Genomic DNA, 18,737 nt, shown 5'->3' on the forward strand with positions numbered 1-18,737 from the left:
GTCGCGCTCATTCGGCAGTGATCTTGCTGTTGATGATGATGTGCGACCAACGGGCCGACTCCGACTGGATCGCCGATCTAAGCTCTGCAGGGGAACCTGCCACGGATTGCAGTCCCTGGGCCTCCAGCTTCGCTATAACTTGCGGATCCTTGGCTGCCCTTGCCAGGCTCTGGCGAACTTTCTCAGTGACGGCGCTGGGAGTGCCTGCTGGGGCCATGAGTGCGATCCAGAGCTCGGAGGAGAAACCTGGATAGGCACCAGCCACTGTGGGAATGCCCGGGAGGCTAGCCACCGTATCCTTACTGGTTACCGCGAGCGCCTTGAGTTGCCCGGTCCTGACGAAGGGCATGAGCGAATTTGGAATGCCGAACATCATCTGGACCTCACCTCCCACCAGATCCGTTACTGCCGAAGCTGCACCTCGGTAGGGAACGTGCAGTGCATCGATACCAGCTTCCGACTTGAACAGTTCAGCGGTCAGGTGGTGGGGTGTTCCTACACCCGCTGACGCATAACTTAGCTTGCCAGCATTGGCCTTCGCGTAGGTGACGAGTTCACGCACCGAGTTCACCGGCAGCTTTGCGTTCACGGTGAGCAGGATTGGCCCCTGGGCCATCATCGATATGGGTTCGAAGTCCTTGGCGACATCGTAGCCCAGCTTCTCCTTGGCGTACATGTACGGATTCATGGTTGGCAGGTTATTCGGCGTGATCAACAGCGTGTATCCGTCTGCCAGAGACTTCGCCACGAACGCTGCACCGAGGTTCCCGCCTACGCCGGGTCGATTCTCTACGATGACCGGCTGTCCCCAGTAGGCAGACAGCCTTTCTCCGTAGACGCGGGCTACCACGTCATTGCTGCCACCGGCGGTGTAGGGCACGATCAGGCGCACGGGCTTGTGCGGCCACGAGTCCGCCGCGAACACGACGCTTGCAGCGAAGGTTGCGGCCGCAGCGCAGAAAAATCGTTTGGTAGTGGGGAATATCTTCATTTTTTGTCTCCTGGAATAATCGTCAATGCGGGGCGGTTGCGTTGATCAACGCGCCGCGCACGGTGTCAGCGATTCGCGCGGCGCAATCCACTTCGTTTCCGCGCCAGGCGACGTGCCCATCGGGCCGGATGAGAACCATTGGTTGCTCATACAACTGGGCTGCTTCGTCGCTTTGTAGCGGGATAACCTCTAGCGGGATACCGTGGGTGCTGAACTCCCTTCGGATGGCTTCAACGGATCGCTGCTGCGCGGTCGGGAACGTCACTAGCGCAAAGCTCTTGCCGAAGAGGTCAAGGGTGGACTGGCGCTCCGCCAACCAGCAATGAGGTGCACGCGACCCGGGCCGTGTGGTCGGAACGTAGATCCGGAAATCGTCGGGCGTTGGAGGCGAACCGTCTGCCACGCACACTGGCGAGTCTTCGTAACGGTGGCCGATCTGAAGGCCAATCGACTCCCATTCGATACGAGTCGACTCGCGCAGACGCCGACCTAGAGCGGCGCGAACGCGCTGGCCTTCTTCTGTGTCGTCGCAGACTGCGGCGGTGTCGGGAGTGTCTCGCCACGCATTGAAGTTCTGCGTGGAGAAGCTGATATTGCGCGCGGCTATCGGCAGTCGCTCGATCTCGTAGCTTTCCAGTAGATCAGGATGGGCCCACCCGGCAAGCACGCCCTGCAGTTTCCAGCCGAGGTTCGTGACCTCCTGGATGCCGGTGTTCATACCCATGCCCCCTGTTGGCGACATGGTGTGGGCGGAGTCGCCTACGAGAATCACTCGCCCCTTTTGGTACTTCTCGGCCAGCATCTCCGTCCGTCGCCACGGAATGACCGACGAGACTTCGTACGGTATCTGGCCCGGATTCGCCTCGGTGCCGAGCGCTCGCTGGATCCAGCTATCGGCATTGAACTCGGCAAGATTCATTTTTTCTTCCGCGCCTAGCACCGTAAGCCGCCAAGTAGCGTCACCATCGACCACGGTCAGGTTTCCCCACATCCCCTCGGAACCGACGAACATGTACCGCTCGGCCTCGCCCATAGCATGCTTGCCTACGAGGCCGGGACAGTGGAACAGGATATTGACGGAATAACTCAACAGCTTGCCGCGCATGGAGATACCGGCCTGCTCACGTACAGAACTCGTCGCTCCGTCGCATGCGATCAGATAGGGTGTGGCAAACTTGCTGAGGTCGCCGGACCGCAGGTTCCTGACGGTGACCGTCACGGAATCTTCGCTTTCCTCGAAGCTCAAAAATTCGTGCTCGTAGAGCAGCTGTACCCCGGCCTGAGTAGCGGCCACTTGCTGAAGGATGGGCTGTAACCACAACTGCGGACAACGCTGCTTTTTCTCTGGCGTCTCGGGGGGAGTCGTGGCGTCCGCCATGCTGGGGTATGGTTCCTTATCCAGCAGTCGGCCGTTCAGCGACGTGCAGAAGACCATCGATAGCTCGTAGTCTGCGGGAAAGCCGCAGTCGCGCACAGCCTCTGCGATGCCCCAATTGCGGAAAGTCTCCATTGTGCGAATGGCGACCAAGCCGGTCCTGGGGTGCTCGATCGTGCCGTCGCCGCGATCAATGACGATGCAATTTATGCCACGGTTGCCTAACTCGATGGCCATGGCTAGGCCCACCGGCCCCGCGCCGATAATAAGGATGGTGTTTTCCATGGCTGTCATGGTAGACCCCATGCTTGACCATGGTCAAATCAGATTTTAAGCGAGTTAGTATTCACGTCGTGAATATTTTCGGGGGCGCACATGCTTTACGGTCGTCGAGGCTCATTACCCTCCCATGTACCTCGCGCGCGGGCGCAGCATGGAGCCGGCATGACGTTGCTCGACCGCATGCGCGATCCAGCCCGCGGTACGCCCCACGGTGTTGATCAGTGAAGCGGCGCCTGGCGGAAGCCCGAGGGCGCGGGCCATGATCACTAGGGCGCCGAACAGATTGGGATATCGGCCGGTATCGGTACGCAGTGATTCAATGGCCTCAAGCAATCGGCGTCCTGGCCCCGTCACCGAAGTGCAGCGCGCGGTAACAGCCAACAGGCATTCGGCCCGGGGATCCGTGGCGTAGAGGGGATGACCGAAGCAGGGGGCATCCAGCGAGGACACGAGTGGGGACGGGTCACCTGATTGCAGCATGTCTTCGAGATCCGCGGCACCCCCCATCTGCATCGGGCCGCAGTGCGCCATTAGGGCTGCAACTACACAGGCGTATAGATCCACCCCGGTTGAGGCGCAGATCCGAGCGACAAATGTGGGCGCTGATAACTCGTGGTCTGCACTGAGCACCAGCGCGGTGTTGAGTACATTGATGGCCGAAGGATCGTTGCCAGCACCTCCGAGCCCTCGCAACAGGAAGGCCGCGACGTGTTCGCTGTCACCCTGCGGTTCCGGAGCGCGTCGTGGTCCCAGGTAACCCGCGGCTGCTGCGAAGGCCTGGATCAGGCGTATGCCGGCTGTGCGTCCGAGATAAGCCGTCTCACTAGATGGACGCTCCAGAGAAGTCATCGCCAGCGCCGTGCGCGCCAGCAGCCGCGTAGCCGATTCGTGACCACGCGATTCAAACCCTGCTGGGCCGGCTAGACCTTCGACACCGAACACTCCCGGCTCCCTAACCCATGCGCTGTCCCGCAGGCGCGGCAAGCCACCCCAGATTAGTTCGGCTACGTATTCGAAGGACCTGCGCGCTTCCACCAGGTCCAGCGCCAGATGGCCACGGTAGCGGGGGCCGGCCGGTGTGATGTCGCAGATCCAACTCTGGACGACCGGGTCGCCGTAGCGCAGGCTGTGCGAGATAGTGGGGCCGCCCGCGCCGTCGCCGCCCCGAGTGCGCAATGCATCGACATCCGCCTTCAGGTACAGGTTGGCCTTCTTCTGTCCCGGTTGCTTGATCGTCCTCACCAGACCGCGGCTGACGTACGTGTACAGCGATGCCTTTTTGATACCCAGCACCTTCATGACCTCCTCGCTGCTCAGGTAGTCGACGTCGTTTACACGTCGATCGGGGGACTCGTGGCGGAATGGCTGCGTTGTGATGGCGGCTGTCATGGTGGGTCTGGAAATGGGAAATGGATCGATTTTAATATCGATCTATACATCGATCAAGTCAATTAATAGAATCAATGCATCGATACGACCTACCTGGAGATGCAATGACCAACGCCTGCGAACAACTAGCCGTCCTGGCCCCCAAATTCAAGCTGACGCGCGAAAAGCTGCTGCGCGCCCGCCACCTCCCCGGCCACGTCTACAGCTCGCCGGAGCTGTATGCAATGGAGAAAGAGCGCATCTTCATGACGCACTGGCTGTCGGTCGCGAGGGTCGAGGAAGTCCCCAACGTGGGCGACTACCTAACGTTCGAAGTGATGAACGAGCCAATCATCATTTCGCGGCCGAATCCCGACGAGATCTCCGTCTGCATGAACATGTGCTTGCACCGCGGTGTAGCGGTGGCTAGCGGCTGTGGCCATGCGAAGGATTTCAGCTGCCCTTACCACGCTTGGACGTTCAGCGTGGACGGTAAGCTGATCGCCGCTCCAGGCATGAAGGAGTCGGAGGTGGACATGAAGAACGCGCGCCTGAAGAAGTTGCAAGTAAAGATCTGGCGCGGTTGGGTGTTCGTGAACTTCGCGGAGGACCCGATACCGTTTGAGGAGTACATGGGTGTCATGGAAGACAAACTGTGGTGGTTCCAGTCTGACCAGTGCAAGGTAGCACGCAAGGCCATAATCGACGTCAAGTGCAACTGGAAATTCTTGGTCGAAAATCTTATCGACATTTATCACGTTGGTGTCATCCACCGCAGCACCTTCGGTGGCTTTGTTAAGGGCGAGAAGCTGAGGTTTAACCTGGAGGCTAACGGTGCTTGGCACACGCGCTACGAAGCGCGCCCGCACAGCAAGGGTGGTGAGCAGGTGTTTCCTACCCTGCCCTGGGCCACTGAAGAGTCGCCCGGCATCGCCTGCAAGGCCGGAATCTATCCGAACATAAATCTCTCCATGCGGGCCGACAGCCTGCGGATGTGGCATATCTGGCCAATTTCACCCGGCGAGACACGCGTGGTCTGCTACATGCTCTTCCCCGAAGGCGCTTCCTCCATCCCCAACTACGACGCGGAGATGGAGAAGTACGTGGCATTCGTCAAACAGATCATCGCCGAAGACGCGATGATGGTGGAGTCATTGCAGAACGCGTCTGGCTCGAAGTTTTTCGAGCCGGGGCCCATGGCGCCGTTAGAAGAGGCTCTCCACCACATGGAGAACCACTATGTCGACCTGATGACAGCGTGAACGGCCATGGAGCACATAAAGAGTCCGGTGCATACCGGCGGCGGCACACCACAGGGCTGGGTTGAGGTCGCGCGGTATGACCAATTGGGCGAGGACGAAACGCTAGCCATCGAGCTCGACGGGTGTGAAGTCTGCGTCTACAACGTCGCCGGGGAGATATTCGCAACCGACAACAGGTGTACCCACGGGGATGCCGACCTATCCGACGGTCTAATCCTGGACGGCTGCATCATCGAGTGTCCACTGCACGAGGGGACGTTCAATATTCGTACCGGGGAACCGGTGGGACTACCCTGTACCGAAGCGCTGCGCTGTCATGAGGTTCGTGTCGATGCCAACTCGATCTTCCTGCGTGCGCGCCCGAGCGCAAAGGAACTCGCATGAGGGTTGTCATTGTCGGTGCTGGCCAGGCAGGAGCCTGGGTGGTGCAACGGCTTCGTGCAAACGATCCAGATTGTGTTATCACCCTGGTGGGCGAGGAGCCGTGGGCTCCATACGAGAGGCCGCCGCTATCCAAAGCCTCCTTCGTGACCGACGACAGTGCGCCGCGCTTCATTTTATCCGTCGAGCAGGCCGCGAAACTGAACGTAAGCTTGCTGCTCGGCACGACCGTCGTTCAAATCGACCGAGCCCGCAAGTGTGCCGTCACCCGTGGACATGGCGAGCTGGCCTACGACAAACTGGTGCTTGCCACGGGGGGCTCGGCGCGCCGGTTGCAGGTGCCGGGTCACGATCTTCCAGGAGTCTGCTATCTGCGCACATGGGAGGATGCCACACAGCTGCGCGGGCGCCTGAATCGCGCGCGGACCTTGTTGGTGGTCGGGGGCGGATGGATCGGCCTGGAAGTGGCCGCATCCGCTCGCATGCTTGGATGTAACGTCGTGCTCGTCGAGAGCTCTGAGCGGCTCTGCGCGCGCACTGTGCCACCGTGGGTCTCAGGGTACTTGGCGCGACAGCACGAACTGCGGGGAGTGACCGTCAAGCTATCCTGCGAGGTGAGCAAAATCGAACTCTCTACTGAAGGGGGACTGGTCGCGCACACGAGTGATGGAGCACTGGACGCCGACCTAATCGCGGTGGGCGTCGGATTGCAACCTAACATCGGCCTCGCAGCGGCCTGCGGTCTCGAGGTTGCTAATGGTATTCTGGTGGATGCTTTCGGCGGCACCTCCGATCCGGACATCTACGCGTGCGGCGACGTTGCCAATCAGCCACTCGCGACCAGCGGCGAGCGCATTCGCATCGAGTCCTATGCCAATGCCATTAATCACGCAGTGACGGTCGCGGATCATCTCAGCGGCCGACCCCAAGATGGCAAGGATGTTCCTTGGTTTTGGTCCGACCAATTTGACTTCCAGCTCCAGGTCCTCGGCTATCCCAGCGGCGACGGGGAGTGGGTAACACGCGGTGATGAAGGGCAGGGCAAATTCTGCTTGTTCCAGATCCAGGGGGGTGTGCTCCAGTCCGTGATTTCTGTGAACATGGCCAGAGAATTGAAGCTTGCTAAGCGATGGATGAAGGCCGGCGTCTGCCCGCCGGCGCATGTCCTTCGCGACTTGACAGTGCGGCTCGACAAGGTTTGATGTACCTGCTCAATCTTCTCGAGCTTCGTTGGTCATCAGCGCGGAAATAGTGCTTCGTAGCCACTTATTGGCAGGATCGACATGGACACGTCGGTGCCAGCACTGACGGACTGCTGCGCGGGGCAGCTCGAACGGCAAAGGCAGTATGCGCAGTCCGCCTATGCCGCGCACGGTGTTCTCGGGGACTGTGGCAATCAGCCTCGTTTTGGCGACAACCAGCGCCGCCATGTGGTAATGGACGACAGATAGTCGGACATTCCTGCTCATGCGCTGCGCAGCAAGGTGCTGCTGGAGCACGGATTCCGCGTTGCCGCCGGTTGCGATTACGTGCTCCAGTGAGAGGAAGCGTTCCAGCGTGATCGGCTCGTCCGCCAGAGGATGGCCGTGGGCGAGGATGCACACGTAGCGGTCGCTGAAAAGATGCTGCTGGAAGAAGTTCACCTCAGGCAGGGAGACGTTACCTATGGACAGGTCTAGTGCGCCAGTGCGGAGTGCATCAGGGTACATCGACGTTGCCATCCTTAGGGCGTCGATGCGAATGCCCGGTGCGACGGACACGAGATGGTCGGTCAGCACCGGCAGCAGCACCTTTTCGCCGACGTCGGACATGGCGATATTGAAAACGTGCTTGCTAGAGGTGGGGTTGAACCCTGTGGCGAGTGTCAGGCTTGCTTCCATGAGCCTGAGCGCTTGGTGGATAGGATCAGTCATGGCCAGCGCAAGGGGCGTCGGCTCCATTGCCCGCCCGCCTCGCACGAACAGGGGGTCGTTGCACTGCTGTCTCAGACGCTGCAATGCATTGCTAATGGATGGCTGCGTCAGCCCGAGGGTGTCTGCGGCGCGGGACACGTTCCGTTCACGCTCAAGTGCCGCGAACACCCGCAGAAGGTTGAGATCAAAATTCCTGATGTTCATGCGGTAGGCTGGCTTAAACACGTATCTAGGTGGTCGTCCATCACCAACAAGCTCAGGAACTCTGGTTGCATATAGCCTAGCTTGCGAGACTAGCGCCTAGTTTTCCTATGACGTCCTGCACTCGCGCTCGCGCATGACCATTTTCATGCAAGGTTTTCCGCAGAAAATTTCATCGCTCAATTCGTGACGTTCTTATCTTCGAAAGCTGCTGCTAGCGCATGCGCCGACCTTCGGCGAGTTGATGACGATCAGGCGACACTTAATCGTAGGACGTGTAGCGAACTAAAAAGTACCAGAGCGGGTTGTGCGGAGAAAGGAAGCGTCACAGCCGCGACTGCAGACATTCTATCCAGAACGTGTGCAAAGTTCGCATGGCGCGATGCGTTCGAGCCGAGCCCGCGGCCAATTAAAAGTCCGCGGTCTTTGGGCTCTACGGAATCGGGCGCAATGCAAATTAACGCCGGTCGAGGCCTTCACCGAACCGAACTGGGGGTTGACCCAGCCGTGTCCTGCGTCGTGGGGGAGCTTGACCTGTCATGCGGCTTTCCTCTGCGGAATAACCGGAGGAGTCTCAATCCACGTGAATGTTCTTCGCCTTGATGAGCGCAGCCCACCGAACACGCTCGGTTTCAGCAAAACGTTCGAATTCCGCGGTGGACTTGCTGGTCACTGGCTCCAGCCCCATACCGCGCAATTTTTGCGCTACATCCGGGCTTTCGATGGCGTCACGAATACCGGCGAAAAGTTTTTCCACAATGGCGGGCGGTGTGCCACGCGCCACTGCAAACCCCATCCACGAAATGGCTGAGAAGTTCGGATAGCCCTGCTCTGCGATGGTGGGCACGTCGGGTGCGACTGCCGCACGTGCAGGCGTTGAAATGCCCAGCGCCCGCAGCTTGCTCCCCTTGATCTGTGGCAGCGCCGTGGGGGACTCCAGCATCGCCACATCTATGACGCCCGCCAGCAGGTCCGCCACTGCGGGGCCCGAACCGCGGTAGGCCACATGCTTGATGTCTACCTTGGCTTGTTCTGCAAGGCCTTCCATCGACATGTGGTGGATGGTCCCTATGCCTGCCGAGCCATAAGACAAGCGGCCAGGGTTCTTGCGCGCTGCTTCTATGAAATCAGACAAGTTCTTGTATGGGCTATCCATCTTCACCGCGATGAGAAGCGGGGTGCGAACGATCTGCGTCAGTGGCAGGAGTGTCTTCTCAGGCAGCGTGATGGGCTTGCTCTGCAACGCCGCAGCGACGGCCAATGTGTCTGCCGTGGCTGCCAGCAAGGTATAGCCATCTGCGGGCGCTGTGGCCACGGCGTGGGCACCGATCAGAGTGCCTGCACCGGGTTTGTTGTCCATCACCACCGGCTGGCCCCAATCTGTGCTCAGCTTGTTACCCACCATGCGCGCAATTACATCCACACCGCCCCCTGGAGGAAACGGCACGATGACCTTCACGGGTTTGTTCGGAAAATTGTCTTGCGCAAAGCTGGGAGCTTGCGTGACAAGCAGCGCGCAAGCGAGCAAAGTGCGTACAGCGTGGATCGACTTCATCGTGGGGTACCTCAAAACGGTGGCGGTCACACACCCGCTACAAAGTCAGCTATCCAGTCTTCGAGCGGGGCTATTGATATTCCGAATATCGGACGCGCGAATGCGCTATTCGGATAAAACAATATTGCCATGCCCAGGCCACATTGACAAGGGGAAATGAAGACAAAAGCCCTGCCCGACAAGGCTTCAATCGGCTGATTTTCCACACAGCCGTTTACAGCGAGCTTATTTAGAACCGTTCACGCTGAGGTTCAACGGTTTCTCGCAAGCGTTGAGAGGGATTCAATCAATACACACCGTTCGGGCTGAGCTTGTCGAAGCCTTGTGCAACGCGTCGACAGGCTCGAGCAGTGTTTATCGATCAAGAGCAACACCGTCTCAATCCCCAATTCAGTGCGCCAACCAACCCCCGTCAATGGCGATAGTGCTGCCCGTCATATAGCTGGCATGGGAAGAGCAAGCGAACAACACGGCGCCGGCCATTTCCTCTGGGCGGCTGGCCCGGCCCATGGGGATCCGCTTCAAGAAGTCAGCCAGCGCCTGTGGGTTGGCGAGCAAACCCGCAGTCAAGCCCGATTCAGTCACACCAGGCGCCAGCATATTGACGCGAACACCACGTGGTGCCAGCTCGATGGCCAGGGACTGGGTTACGTTGTGCACGGCTGCCTTGGAAGCTGCGTAAGCGACGGACCTCGGCTTTCCCAGGAAAGACAGTGTGGAGCCGACATTCAAAATCGTACCGCGCGTTTCCAGCACATGGGGCACGAATGCCGCGATCATGTTGTGCAAGCCATTGAGGTTGACATTGATGACGCGATCCCAAACGGCATCCGCTTCTTCCGTGCCCACATCCGCTTTGCCATCTGTGCCTGCGTTGTTGATCAGATGATGGACTGCGCCAGCTTCTGACATCACTTTGGCGGCCAAGGCCCTGCATCCCGCCCGGTCCGTAATGTCCAGTTCATGCACGAACGGCTCAGCCCCTCCCTTGGCCTTGATCTCCGCGGCAGTGGCGGCCAGTTGGTCGGCCGAGCGGTCTACCAGCACCAAGCGCGCGCCCGCCTCCGCAAAAGCAATCGCAAGCGAGCGGCCAATGCCACTAGCCGCACCTGTGACCAGCACGAGTTCGTTGTCAAAGCGAATTTGCATAGTGACCTTTCATTTTTTAGGTTCAACCTGAAGGCAATCGAGGTGCGGATCGTTCAAATTCATGAAGAATGCGCTAGCAGTATCAAGCGTTCAACTGCCGCTTCTAGGTTGTACATGTAAGTGGCAGCAGCCCTGACCGCCTGGTGCCCAGGTATCGTTCCTGATGGCAAAGCCGGCGCCTTCAAACAAGCCTACATCTCCGCCTCCGGCAATGCGAAGCAGCACCTGCATGCGTTCCGGCGAGAGCTTCGCTTCTTCGTAGGCCTCCTTGATGGGGCACGTATGGAACTTCAGATCCAGTTTGCGTGCATCGCATTGCGCGACCTCGATTTCGAACAGGCCACCATGGTCTGGAAGAAAGTCGATGAAGCGGTCGCGCAGCGCCGGCATGTTGCTGGGCGCGCAGTCAGAGAAAAAGCGTTTGCCCGCGCCCTCGCTGCGCTTGTGCATGACACGCCGGAGCAATGCTTCAGCGCGCTCCAAACCCATCTCGGGTTCCAGCTCGTCCAAAAGCGCCGCCATCAGCATGGCGCGGCTCTTGAGCAGGTTCTTCACTTGAGTGCGTAAATCAGCTACCGCGGGATCGACGGCAGTGGTTTTGGCTTGATCTGCTTGAGCTTGATCTGGCTGCATGGAATCTCCGATCTTGAACTTCAGTTCTTCAACAAATTGGCGATAGGGTCCGCCGGTTCAGGCGAAGGTCTTTTGAAAACGCTGTTGTAGCCAATGAGATGCCAGGCGCTGGGCATAGGCCCCACACGAACTTCCAGCAGACTCGGCCCACCACGCGAGAGTGCGCCGCGCAGGGCGGTCTCCATTTCGGCCGATGATGACACCGTGGCCGAAGGAATTCCGAACGCATCCGCCAGCTTGGGGAAATCCGGGTTGCACAGCTCAACACCCACCGTGTGGCCAAAGGTTTGTTGCTGAAGTAAACGGACGTTGCCAAAATGTCCATCATTGAACACGATCACCACCATGTTCAGCCCATAGCGGCGTGCCGTGGCCAACTCCTGCATCCCCCACCCGAAGCCACCATCCCCGGTGATACACACCACGGCGCGGTCGGGCATGGCGGCGGCCACACCCAGCGCTGTGGGGAAGCCAAAGCCCAGTGTGCCTTGGTAGCCTGGGGTGACCAGGGTTCTGGGCTGATGTACCGGGTAGGCCACGGTGGAGAGGTAGCCCACCTGGGTCAGTTCGTTGATGAGGAAGCCATCATCTGGAATGGCGCGGCGCAATGCCTGCACATAGGAGAACTGAGGCTCCACTTCACGGATCTGTTGCGCTGCCCATTGGCGCGCCGCTTCGACTACATGCACACGCGAAGTGTTGCTTGCAGGCAAAGCGCGTGTGAGCGCTTCCAACCCCAGGCATGCGTCGGCTTGTACCAGCAGACCCGGCTTGCGCGGAGGCGCCGCCGCCTCAGCTTCCACGTTCAGATAAATGAACTGGGTGTCTGGAGAAGCCCACTGCGGCACAGGCGCCATTCGGTTCATGAAGCGGCTTCCCACCACCAGCACCACATCCGCATGGCGTATGACGGCACGCCCCGCCACGGAGGTAACGGCCATAGGATGCCGATCAGAGATCGCCCCACGGCTGGTCTCCGCCATGATCACAGGCGCTTGCAAGCGCGAAGCCAGTTCTTCCAACGCGGCGGAAGCATCCGCCGCGAGCACACCGCCACCGGCGTGAATGACTGGAAACTTCGCAGCAGCCAGCACTGCCGCTGCAGCTTCGATTTGCGAGGCATCGGGTGCGAGCCGGCCGTCGGTGTTCAGCGGCGGCTGAACCAGCTCTACCTCGGCAGCGGTGCTCAGCACGTCGTGGGGAATTTCAATGCCCACGGGTTGCGGGCGACCGCTGCGGATTTTTGAAACTGCTTCACGCACCAGCGCCGGAACCTGGCTAGGCGTGGTGGCCATGCCATGCCATTTGGTCACACTGCCTATCAGCTCAGACTGCCCCTTGATCTCATGCAGCATGCCGTAGCCCGCACCAATCGTGGTGGAGTGGATCTGCCCCGTGATCGACAGCAATGGCGATGAGCACGCATAGGCCGTGGAAAGCCCTGCCATGGCATTGGTGAGACCCGGGCCGGGCACGGTCATGCACACACCAATTTTTCCGCTGGCGCGTGCGTAGCCATCCGCCATATAGCTCGTGGTTTGTTCGTGCCTGGGAATCAACAAGCGAAACGCATCGCCCATCTCGCGGATGCCATCCACCGCCCAGTCCAGTTGAACCCCGGGTACCAGAAAGATGTCTTGCAGACCTTCCAACGCCAACTGCTTGGCCAGTGCCTGCCCACCTGTCATTTTTGACATACGAAAATTCCTTACTCTCGTTTTCTATTTCATGACATCCGCCACCTGCCTAAAGGAACCCTCCTTCTCACCATCACAGCTACTGGGCGAAAGAATTTTTTCTCCTTCATCACAGCGGCTACCGGTAAAAAGAAACGCCCTCTCCCTCTGGGAGAGGGCGGGGGTGAGGGCAAGCGGCGTGTCCTGATGTATGGACTCTCAATAGAACGTGAACCGCCCTACCTATGATTTCTGCATGCTGATCACATGAGGACGTGTGACCGATTTCAGGCCTTCCACACCAAACTCCACGCCCCAGCCTGAACGCTTGCTTCCACCGAACGGCACCAAGGGATGAATCACCCCATGCTGGTTGATCCACACCGTTCCGGCCTGCAAGCGCATCGCCACCGCGCGTGCCTTTTCGGCATCACGCGACCACACCGAGGCACCCAGCCCCACGTCCAAGCGATTGGCTCTGGCCACCACATCATCAACATCTGTATAGCGAATGATGGGTAGCACCGGCCCGAACTGCTCTTCATCGACCAGTGGATTGCCGTCGTCGATATCCGTCACCAACGTCAGTGGATAAAAGTTGCCAGGCCCCTCTGATGGTTGACCGCCACAAACAATGGTCGCGCCCGCCGAACGGGCAGCCTCCACCAGCTTCGTGACTTTGTCGAACTGCATACGGTTCTGGATAGGGCCCATGGCCGTGCCTGGCAACATGCCATCGCCCATGGGCATGGCGCTGGCCAGCTTGGCCAGCGCGGAAACGATCTGATCATGCAGCGATGCCGGCACATATAGCCGCTTCACGCAGGCACAGGTCTGCCCCATGTTCAGAAACGCTCCCCAGAAGAGCCCCATGGCGATCGATTCCGGATCTGCATCAGCTAAGACTATGGCGGCGTCGTTGCCTCCCAATTCCAGCGTCGTCGGCGTGAGGTTCCGCGCCGCTGCAGCAGCCACCTTGGACCCGGTGGAAGCCGATCCCGTGAACATGATCTTGCCGATTCGAGCATCGTCTGAGAGCCAGCCACCCACGTCGCCAAAGCCGCTCACCGTATTGAGCACGCCTGGAGGCAAGACTTCAGCGATGAGCCTGAACAACTCCAGTGAGCAGGCGCTGGTGTATTCGGAAGGTTTGATCACCACCGTGTTGCCCATTCGCAATGAGGGCACGATCTGCCACATCGCAATCAACAGCGGCCAGTTCCAGGGGGCGATCGCGGCCACCACGCCATAGGGTTGACGGTGCACTTCGTCGCGCCGCTGCTCGTTCTCGAATACGACCTCCACAGGCACATCAATTGCTGCCGTGGCGCGCGTCCACCCTTCACAGCCCATGAGCTCGAAACGCGAACCTGGAACGGAGCCCCGGCCATCCCCACCCAACGGTTTTCCCTGTTCGCGTGTGACCCACTCGGCCAGCGGCTCGGCGTGGGCTTTGATGGCATCAGCGATCTTCACCAGGTAGGCGCGGCGCTGCGCATCGGTCAGTGCCGCCCAGGCGGGTTGGGCCTTGTGTGCGGTGGCGATGGCCTGGTCTACCTCTTCGCGGGTGCTGTAGGCCACCTTGGCGATCACCTCGCCGGTGGCCGGATTCAAAGAGTCAAAAGTCTTCCCGGCTGCTACAGGCTGGCCGTTCACGGTGTTCAGAAATGTCTGCATAACTCACCTTTTTTCGTTCCAGATCGTTCCCGACCTTTTATGACTTCGATTCCGTTGGGTCTGAGGTACTGCGGTTTCCGTCAAGCGGCAAATGTCGTTCGAACTAAAACCACCGTCCGGGATAGGAACCACCGCCCGGGCTCAGCCCGAACGGCCAAGACATCACAGCGCCGCATCAACGAGCTCCGCCCACTTTGGAGGTCACTTCAGCCAGATAGTCCTGAACGGTCCGTGGCGATCGCCCCAGCACGCTCTCAAAATCGGTGCTCACTCGCTCCCCCACGCCCTCGCGCAAGACCGTGAGCACCTCCGTTTGGTGCCGCAAGGTGAAGTCATCTGCCCCGCTTGCTTTGGCTCTGGCCATCGCTTCGTGGATTTCGAGCGGTTTATAGTGAATGGGCTTGCCCAGCATCTGCGTCAGAAGAGCGGCGATCTTCACACCGTCCATTGCTTCGGGGCCGGTCACTTCTATCGTGGATGGCGTTGAGCTGGCCGCCATCGCATGCGCACAAGCGGCCGCAATATCTCTTATGTCTGCAAAAGCTACACGCGCAGGACCTATCCCCAGAGAGAAGATATCTCCGGCTGACAACTCGGTGCCTATCCGCCCCAGTATTCCCTGCAAGAAGGCATTGGGCCGAATGCAGATGCACTCCGGGCCACCCGATTCCTGCACCGCACGCATGGCGGCCTCCACTTGAGCATGTGCGGCGCCAACGGTCGTCATGCGGCCATCCACCATCGTCCAGGCCGAGCCAGACAGTTTGACAATGCGCCTCACCCCCGCGTCTGCCGCAGCGCGCACAGCCTGGCACTGCCAGGCTGCCATCTCTGGATGAACGGGGGACGAGATGAAGGCCACTCCCACCCCCTGCATGGCCGACACAATCGATGCAGGCGCGTCAAACTCGCCAATGACCGGCACCACCGCCGAGGGCCACATGGGAGCTGCCCGCTGAGCATCACGCACCAAGCCCGCAACGGGCAAACCGCGATCAGACAGCTCTCGCACCACGAGGCTGCCTATGCGCCCCGTTGCGCCAAGGACTAGATAAGGCTGGCTCATTCGAGCACAAGATTCAGCCGCTTCACCAACGGACTCCAGATCTTCATCTCGTCCGAGATTTTCTGCGCGAACTTGTCAGCCGAGCCACCCGCCGGGGTATTGCCCGTGCCACGCAAAAATTTATCTACCGAGTCTATGGCTAGAGTTTTCTGGAACTCGTTGTTCAGTCGCGTCACAACCTCTGCAGGCATGCCTGCCGGACCGAAGACGCCTATGTAGCCTTCACTCTCGATCCCGGTGACGCCCTGCTCAGTAATGGTGGGCACATCAGGCATGGCAGCATTGCGGGTGTGCGAAGCAACCCCTATGGGCTTCACTTGCTTGGTGGCCAGCGCGGCGATGGCTGTCCCGAAGCCGTCAAACATGATGGGCACCTGGCCACCAATAAGATCCTGGCCTGCTTGTGCGCTTCCCTTGTACGGCACATGCGTCATCGTGATGCCGGTTTTCTGTGAGAACAACTCACCCAGCAAATGCGCGGTAGATCCTGTACCAATGGAGGCGTAACTGAGCTTGCCGGGGTTGGCCTTGCCGTAGGCCACCAGCTCTTGCACGTTGTTGAATGGCTGCGCGGAGTTCGCAATCAACACCACGCCGGAGCCCACGATCTGGAAGATGGGGGTGAACTTCGAGGCATCGTAGGGCAGCTTGGGCCGCATGAGCGGGTTTTGCACATGCGTCAGGATGTTGGTCAGCAGCAGTGTGTAGCCGTCAGGTGCAGCGCGTTGCACTTCGAGAGCGCCAATCCCGGTGTTGGCTCCCGGTTTCGTATCAATGATGACCGGCACTCCCATGGATTCAGTCAGATGCACGCCCAGCCTGCGCGCCATGACTTCGGCCTGCCCGCCGGGACTGAAGGGCACCACGATACGGATAGGCTTGCCCGGTGTGGGGAAAGTCTGAGCACTCACTTGAAACGAAGCTCCCGCAGCGAGAGCGGCAAGCGAGATAGCGAAGGCGCGTCGAGTAGATAGCATCGTGGGCTCCAGGGTAGTTATGGACGAAGACTGTCGAGAGGAATCTGGCGGCCCCGCTCTATCAGCGGCCGGCCTTCAACTTCGAGGGTGGCGTTGCTCCAAGTGAGCCAGCGATGAAAGCTCGATTGGAATTGACCGCCTGAGAGCAAGTTGTCTCCCAGGATCAGGCGCACTACGCCGGCACCGAAGCCGTAGTGAGGCAAGAAGGAGCTGCCCGGCACGGGCGTGAGCAGCGGGTTGCAGCCGATGATGATTTCGCCCAGCATGTCTTTGTCGCCGGATTCAGCAGCCCAGGCTTTGTCCAGCGCCTGCTGATCACCTTCGGTCTGCACCGAGACTGCGCGGCCATCACGAAACTCAAAGGCTAGCCCGGCACTTGTGAATGGATGAACATCGAAACCGCGTCCTAGCGCCATGGCTTCGCCGTCTGTACGACGCGGAAACATCACCCTGCCTTGCGCGCTGCCAGGCTCCGGGATAAAGCGGAAGCTGCCCACAGGCACTTCCTCTTCCCGATCGCGCCCACTGGAAAAACGCGCCATGCGTTCGCGTGAGGCATCACCGTAGTTCGTGTGGAAATTTAGGCCAGCGCGAAAGCGCAGGTCTGTGCCTGCGTCATCGGTGAGCCGCAACTCGCGACCCCGGATCATCTCGGCCATCCGCTCCATCATGTGGCGCATCCAGTCGTAGTCCAACTCGATGATGGCCTTCTCATTGACCCGGTCATGCAAGAGGTTCACCGGGTGTGAGGGATCAGGGAAGCGCGGGTCCTGAAACCAATGCAGATGAGCCGAACGGACATTCTTGCAAGCAGTGACGACCTCGTCCGATTGCGAGGTGGACACCGTTCTATACGCTCGGCGTCTATCGTTCATGAGCAGTATGAACACATCGGCACAAGAGAACAGCTGCTTCATGGCCTCTGTTTCAGCTTTGTCCCGCTCGCCATCCGGATGGCGGCCACTGGGCAAGCGCATAGCGCCGACGGCGGGAGACCAATGCAGGATGCTCGCCAGCTCAATGGCGCCGGCTCGCTGGATTTCACAACGTACGGCTTCCAATGCGGCGCCGCCGTAGTAGGGGTCGGCGGAGATGAGCACCCGTTCCGAGGGCTGCACGGCCAGGATGCGCCGCACCACTTTCTGGGCAATGGCTTCCCAATTGATCGAGTGCGTAGGCGTCAAGCCCTGGTGCTCGGGCAGTGGAAAGGGATCGAAAACCGTCATTTTGAAGAGCCCTTCGAGAATCTAGTAGTCCGATAATTGAAATCAGTTGTCCGATATTAGGTCATTAATTGATCGCCATCAATAGGTGTAATTGCCAGGGTCTGTACGAGTTGCGTCGGGAACACGCTGCAATTCGGGGCTCATCTCTGATGTCTTAGTCGTTAGCGCGCCCAATTTCCGAGCGGTTGGCTTTTCACGGTCAAGGGGTGCATGAAGGATTCCTTCACACTCTTTCGGCGCGAGGCTGGCATGAGACGGGAGGGCGACGCAATGGGTCCACAAGGTCACCTCTGCCCCGGGCGTTTCCGCGATTTCATATCGCGGAAACGCAAAAGCTCAATCCCACAGTAAAATTGAAAGCTAGCTAAAAAAGGGCGGGCGGCGCCTAAAGGAGCAAGCTAATCAAAGCTTGTTAGACAACTGGGAGGGCGGCAACGGAAGGCACCGAAAAGGTGCCGCGCAGGGTTGCCGAGATGTTCAATCTCTTAGGCATCCTGAATGGATGCATGTCACCTGAGTGCTGCCGATGGGCCTTCGTGCACAGGGCTAGCGATGCTTGTTCAACGCTGCTTGCCGTTTCCCGTCTCGTCCTTTTCTTGCTGCTGTCCGCGCACCATATCAATGCGTCTGCGCTGACCGTTTAAGTTCGAAGCATCAGGAGTCGCGTATGGCAAAGGAAGAACTGATTGAAATGCAGGGTGTGGTCAATGAAGTATTGCCCGACACCCGTTTTCGCGTCACGCTGGACAATGGGCATGAATTGATTGCCTATTCAGCCGGCAAGATGCGCAAAAACCACATTCGCATCTTGGCAGGCGATCGCGTCTCGCTCGAGTTGTCGCCCTACGACCTCAGCAAAGGCCGGATCAATTTCCGCCACCTGAACGGTCGGGGACCGATGCCTCCGCGCGGGCCCAGGTAAGCATTTAAAGCCTGCTGTTTACTTATTTCTCAATTCCCGGGGCCAGCCATCCGGGAGTGACGAAAGAACGAGGCGCCCACTGG

At 59.4% G+C, this 18,737-nt stretch carries 16 protein-coding genes; 4 read left to right on the forward strand and 12 right to left on the reverse strand.

Annotation, left to right across the window (positions count from 1 at the left end):
- Nucleotides 1–7 precede the first annotated feature (7 nt).
- From G518_RS0118515 to G518_RS0118525, 3 genes are all read right to left on the reverse strand, one after another.
- Nucleotides 8–991, reverse strand: coding sequence for a Bug family tripartite tricarboxylate transporter substrate binding protein (locus G518_RS0118515; RefSeq protein WP_036595249.1), 984 nt, complete (start codon nucleotides 989–991; stop codon nucleotides 8–10).
- A gap of 22 nt (nucleotides 992–1,013) precedes the next feature.
- On the reverse strand, nucleotides 1,014–2,672 hold the full coding sequence (locus G518_RS0118520) for an FAD-dependent monooxygenase (protein WP_028603815.1): 1,659 nt from the start codon (nucleotides 2,670–2,672) through the stop codon (nucleotides 1,014–1,016).
- Between the two features lie 93 nt (nucleotides 2,673–2,765).
- Nucleotides 2,766–4,037 carry a citrate synthase gene (locus tag G518_RS0118525; RefSeq protein ID WP_028603816.1) on the reverse strand — a complete coding sequence of 424 codons (1,272 nt, stop codon included), beginning with the start codon at nucleotides 4,035–4,037 and terminating at the stop codon, nucleotides 2,766–2,768.
- Between the two features lie 104 nt (nucleotides 4,038–4,141).
- Between G518_RS0118525 and G518_RS0118530 the strand changes: the two genes are divergently transcribed.
- From G518_RS0118530 to G518_RS35845, 3 genes are read left to right on the forward strand one after another with little or no spacing between them, the layout of a single operon-like run.
- Nucleotides 4,142–5,278 (forward strand): aromatic ring-hydroxylating oxygenase subunit alpha, encoded by a 1,137-nt coding sequence (locus tag G518_RS0118530; RefSeq protein ID WP_028603817.1) that lies wholly within the window; start codon nucleotides 4,142–4,144, stop codon nucleotides 5,276–5,278.
- 6 nt (nucleotides 5,279–5,284) lie between these two features.
- Nucleotides 5,285–5,662 carry a non-heme iron oxygenase ferredoxin subunit gene (locus G518_RS0118535; RefSeq protein WP_051237009.1) on the forward strand — a complete coding sequence of 126 codons (378 nt, stop codon included), beginning with the start codon at nucleotides 5,285–5,287 and terminating at the stop codon, nucleotides 5,660–5,662.
- Nucleotides 5,659–6,861 (forward strand): NAD(P)/FAD-dependent oxidoreductase, encoded by a 1,203-nt coding sequence (locus tag G518_RS35845; RefSeq protein WP_036595251.1) that lies wholly within the window; start codon nucleotides 5,659–5,661, stop codon nucleotides 6,859–6,861. The genes G518_RS0118535 and G518_RS35845 overlap by 4 nt, the downstream gene beginning before the upstream one ends.
- Nucleotides 6,862–6,870: 9 nt before the next feature.
- On the opposite strand, the gene G518_RS0118545 is transcribed toward G518_RS35845, so the two are convergent.
- The 9 genes from G518_RS0118545 to G518_RS0118585 all read right to left on the reverse strand — a co-directional run bounded on the left by G518_RS0118545 (nucleotide 6,871) and on the right by G518_RS0118585 (nucleotide 17,732).
- Nucleotides 6,871–7,776 (reverse strand): LysR family transcriptional regulator, encoded by a 906-nt coding sequence (locus tag G518_RS0118545; protein ID WP_028603819.1) that lies wholly within the window; start codon nucleotides 7,774–7,776, stop codon nucleotides 6,871–6,873.
- Between the two features lie 571 nt (nucleotides 7,777–8,347).
- Nucleotides 8,348–9,328: a Bug family tripartite tricarboxylate transporter substrate binding protein gene (locus tag G518_RS0118550; RefSeq protein ID WP_028603820.1), complete on the reverse strand. Its 981-nt coding sequence runs from the start codon at nucleotides 9,326–9,328 to the stop codon at nucleotides 8,348–8,350.
- Nucleotides 9,329–9,718: 390 nt separating this feature from the next.
- A complete protein-coding gene (locus tag G518_RS0118555) occupies nucleotides 9,719–10,477 on the reverse strand; it encodes an SDR family NAD(P)-dependent oxidoreductase (protein WP_028603821.1) in 759 nt (252 codons plus the stop codon).
- Nucleotides 10,478–10,567: 90 nt separating this feature from the next.
- Nucleotides 10,568–11,110, reverse strand: a complete 543-nt coding sequence (locus G518_RS0118560; protein ID WP_051237010.1) for an L-2-amino-thiazoline-4-carboxylic acid hydrolase — start codon at nucleotides 11,108–11,110, stop codon at nucleotides 10,568–10,570.
- Nucleotides 11,111–11,130: 20 nt separating this feature from the next.
- Nucleotides 11,131–12,807: a thiamine pyrophosphate-dependent enzyme gene (locus G518_RS0118565; protein ID WP_156909458.1), complete on the reverse strand. Its 1,677-nt coding sequence runs from the start codon at nucleotides 12,805–12,807 to the stop codon at nucleotides 11,131–11,133.
- A gap of 222 nt (nucleotides 12,808–13,029) precedes the next feature.
- Nucleotides 13,030–14,463 carry an aldehyde dehydrogenase family protein gene (locus G518_RS0118570; protein ID WP_028603824.1) on the reverse strand — a complete coding sequence of 478 codons (1,434 nt, stop codon included), beginning with the start codon at nucleotides 14,461–14,463 and terminating at the stop codon, nucleotides 13,030–13,032.
- A 175-nt stretch (nucleotides 14,464–14,638) separates the two neighbouring features.
- Nucleotides 14,639–15,529, reverse strand: coding sequence for an NmrA family NAD(P)-binding protein (locus tag G518_RS0118575; RefSeq protein WP_028603825.1), 891 nt, complete (start codon nucleotides 15,527–15,529; stop codon nucleotides 14,639–14,641).
- Nucleotides 15,526–16,506, reverse strand: a complete 981-nt coding sequence (locus G518_RS0118580) for a Bug family tripartite tricarboxylate transporter substrate binding protein (protein WP_028603826.1) — start codon at nucleotides 16,504–16,506, stop codon at nucleotides 15,526–15,528. Before G518_RS0118580 ends, G518_RS0118575 begins: the two co-directional genes overlap by 4 nt.
- Nucleotides 16,507–16,523: 17 nt before the next feature.
- Nucleotides 16,524–17,732 (reverse strand): M29 family metallopeptidase, encoded by a 1,209-nt coding sequence (locus G518_RS0118585; protein ID WP_028603827.1) that lies wholly within the window; start codon nucleotides 17,730–17,732, stop codon nucleotides 16,524–16,526.
- Nucleotides 17,733–18,399: 667 nt separating this feature from the next.
- Here G518_RS0118585 and infA point away from each other — a divergent pair.
- Nucleotides 18,400–18,654, forward strand: a complete 255-nt coding sequence (gene infA / locus G518_RS0118590) for a translation initiation factor IF-1 (RefSeq protein ID WP_028603828.1) — start codon at nucleotides 18,400–18,402, stop codon at nucleotides 18,652–18,654.
- Nucleotides 18,655–18,737 lie beyond the last annotated feature (83 nt).

It is taken from the genome of Ottowia thiooxydans DSM 14619, from assembly GCF_000422885.1.
GTDB classification, from domain to species: domain Bacteria; phylum Pseudomonadota; class Gammaproteobacteria; order Burkholderiales; family Burkholderiaceae_C; genus Ottowia; species Ottowia thiooxydans.

Excerpts from the sequence above, each read along its gene's own strand:
- G518_RS0118515 (WP_036595249.1), bottom strand. The coding sequence starts at position 991 with ATGAAGATATTCCCCACTACCAAACGATTTTTCTGCGCTGCGGCCGCA.
- G518_RS0118520 (WP_028603815.1), bottom strand. The coding sequence starts at position 2,672 with ATGGGGTCTACCATGACAGCCATGGAAAACACCATCCTTATTATCGGC.
- G518_RS0118525 (WP_028603816.1), bottom strand. The coding sequence starts at position 4,037 with ATGACAGCCGCCATCACAACGCAGCCATTCCGCCACGAGTCCCCCGAT.
- G518_RS0118530 (WP_028603817.1), top strand. The coding sequence starts at position 4,142 with ATGACCAACGCCTGCGAACAACTAGCCGTCCTGGCCCCCAAATTCAAG.
- G518_RS0118535 (WP_051237009.1), top strand. The coding sequence starts at position 5,285 with ATGGAGCACATAAAGAGTCCGGTGCATACCGGCGGCGGCACACCACAG.
- G518_RS35845 (WP_036595251.1), top strand. The coding sequence starts at position 5,659 with ATGAGGGTTGTCATTGTCGGTGCTGGCCAGGCAGGAGCCTGGGTGGTG.
- G518_RS0118545 (WP_028603819.1), bottom strand. The coding sequence starts at position 7,776 with ATGAACATCAGGAATTTTGATCTCAACCTTCTGCGGGTGTTCGCGGCA.
- G518_RS0118550 (WP_028603820.1), bottom strand. The coding sequence starts at position 9,328 with ATGAAGTCGATCCACGCTGTACGCACTTTGCTCGCTTGCGCGCTGCTT.
- G518_RS0118555 (WP_028603821.1), bottom strand. The coding sequence starts at position 10,477 with ATGCAAATTCGCTTTGACAACGAACTCGTGCTGGTCACAGGTGCGGCT.
- G518_RS0118560 (WP_051237010.1), bottom strand. The coding sequence starts at position 11,110 with ATGCAGCCAGATCAAGCTCAAGCAGATCAAGCCAAAACCACTGCCGTC.
- G518_RS0118565 (WP_156909458.1), bottom strand. The coding sequence starts at position 12,807 with ATGTCAAAAATGACAGGTGGGCAGGCACTGGCCAAGCAGTTGGCGTTG.
- G518_RS0118570 (WP_028603824.1), bottom strand. The coding sequence starts at position 14,463 with ATGCAGACATTTCTGAACACCGTGAACGGCCAGCCTGTAGCAGCCGGG.
- G518_RS0118575 (WP_028603825.1), bottom strand. The coding sequence starts at position 15,529 with ATGAGCCAGCCTTATCTAGTCCTTGGCGCAACGGGGCGCATAGGCAGC.
- G518_RS0118580 (WP_028603826.1), bottom strand. The coding sequence starts at position 16,506 with ATGCTATCTACTCGACGCGCCTTCGCTATCTCGCTTGCCGCTCTCGCT.
- G518_RS0118585 (WP_028603827.1), bottom strand. The coding sequence starts at position 17,732 with ATGACGGTTTTCGATCCCTTTCCACTGCCCGAGCACCAGGGCTTGACG.
- infA (WP_028603828.1), top strand. The coding sequence starts at position 18,400 with ATGGCAAAGGAAGAACTGATTGAAATGCAGGGTGTGGTCAATGAAGTA.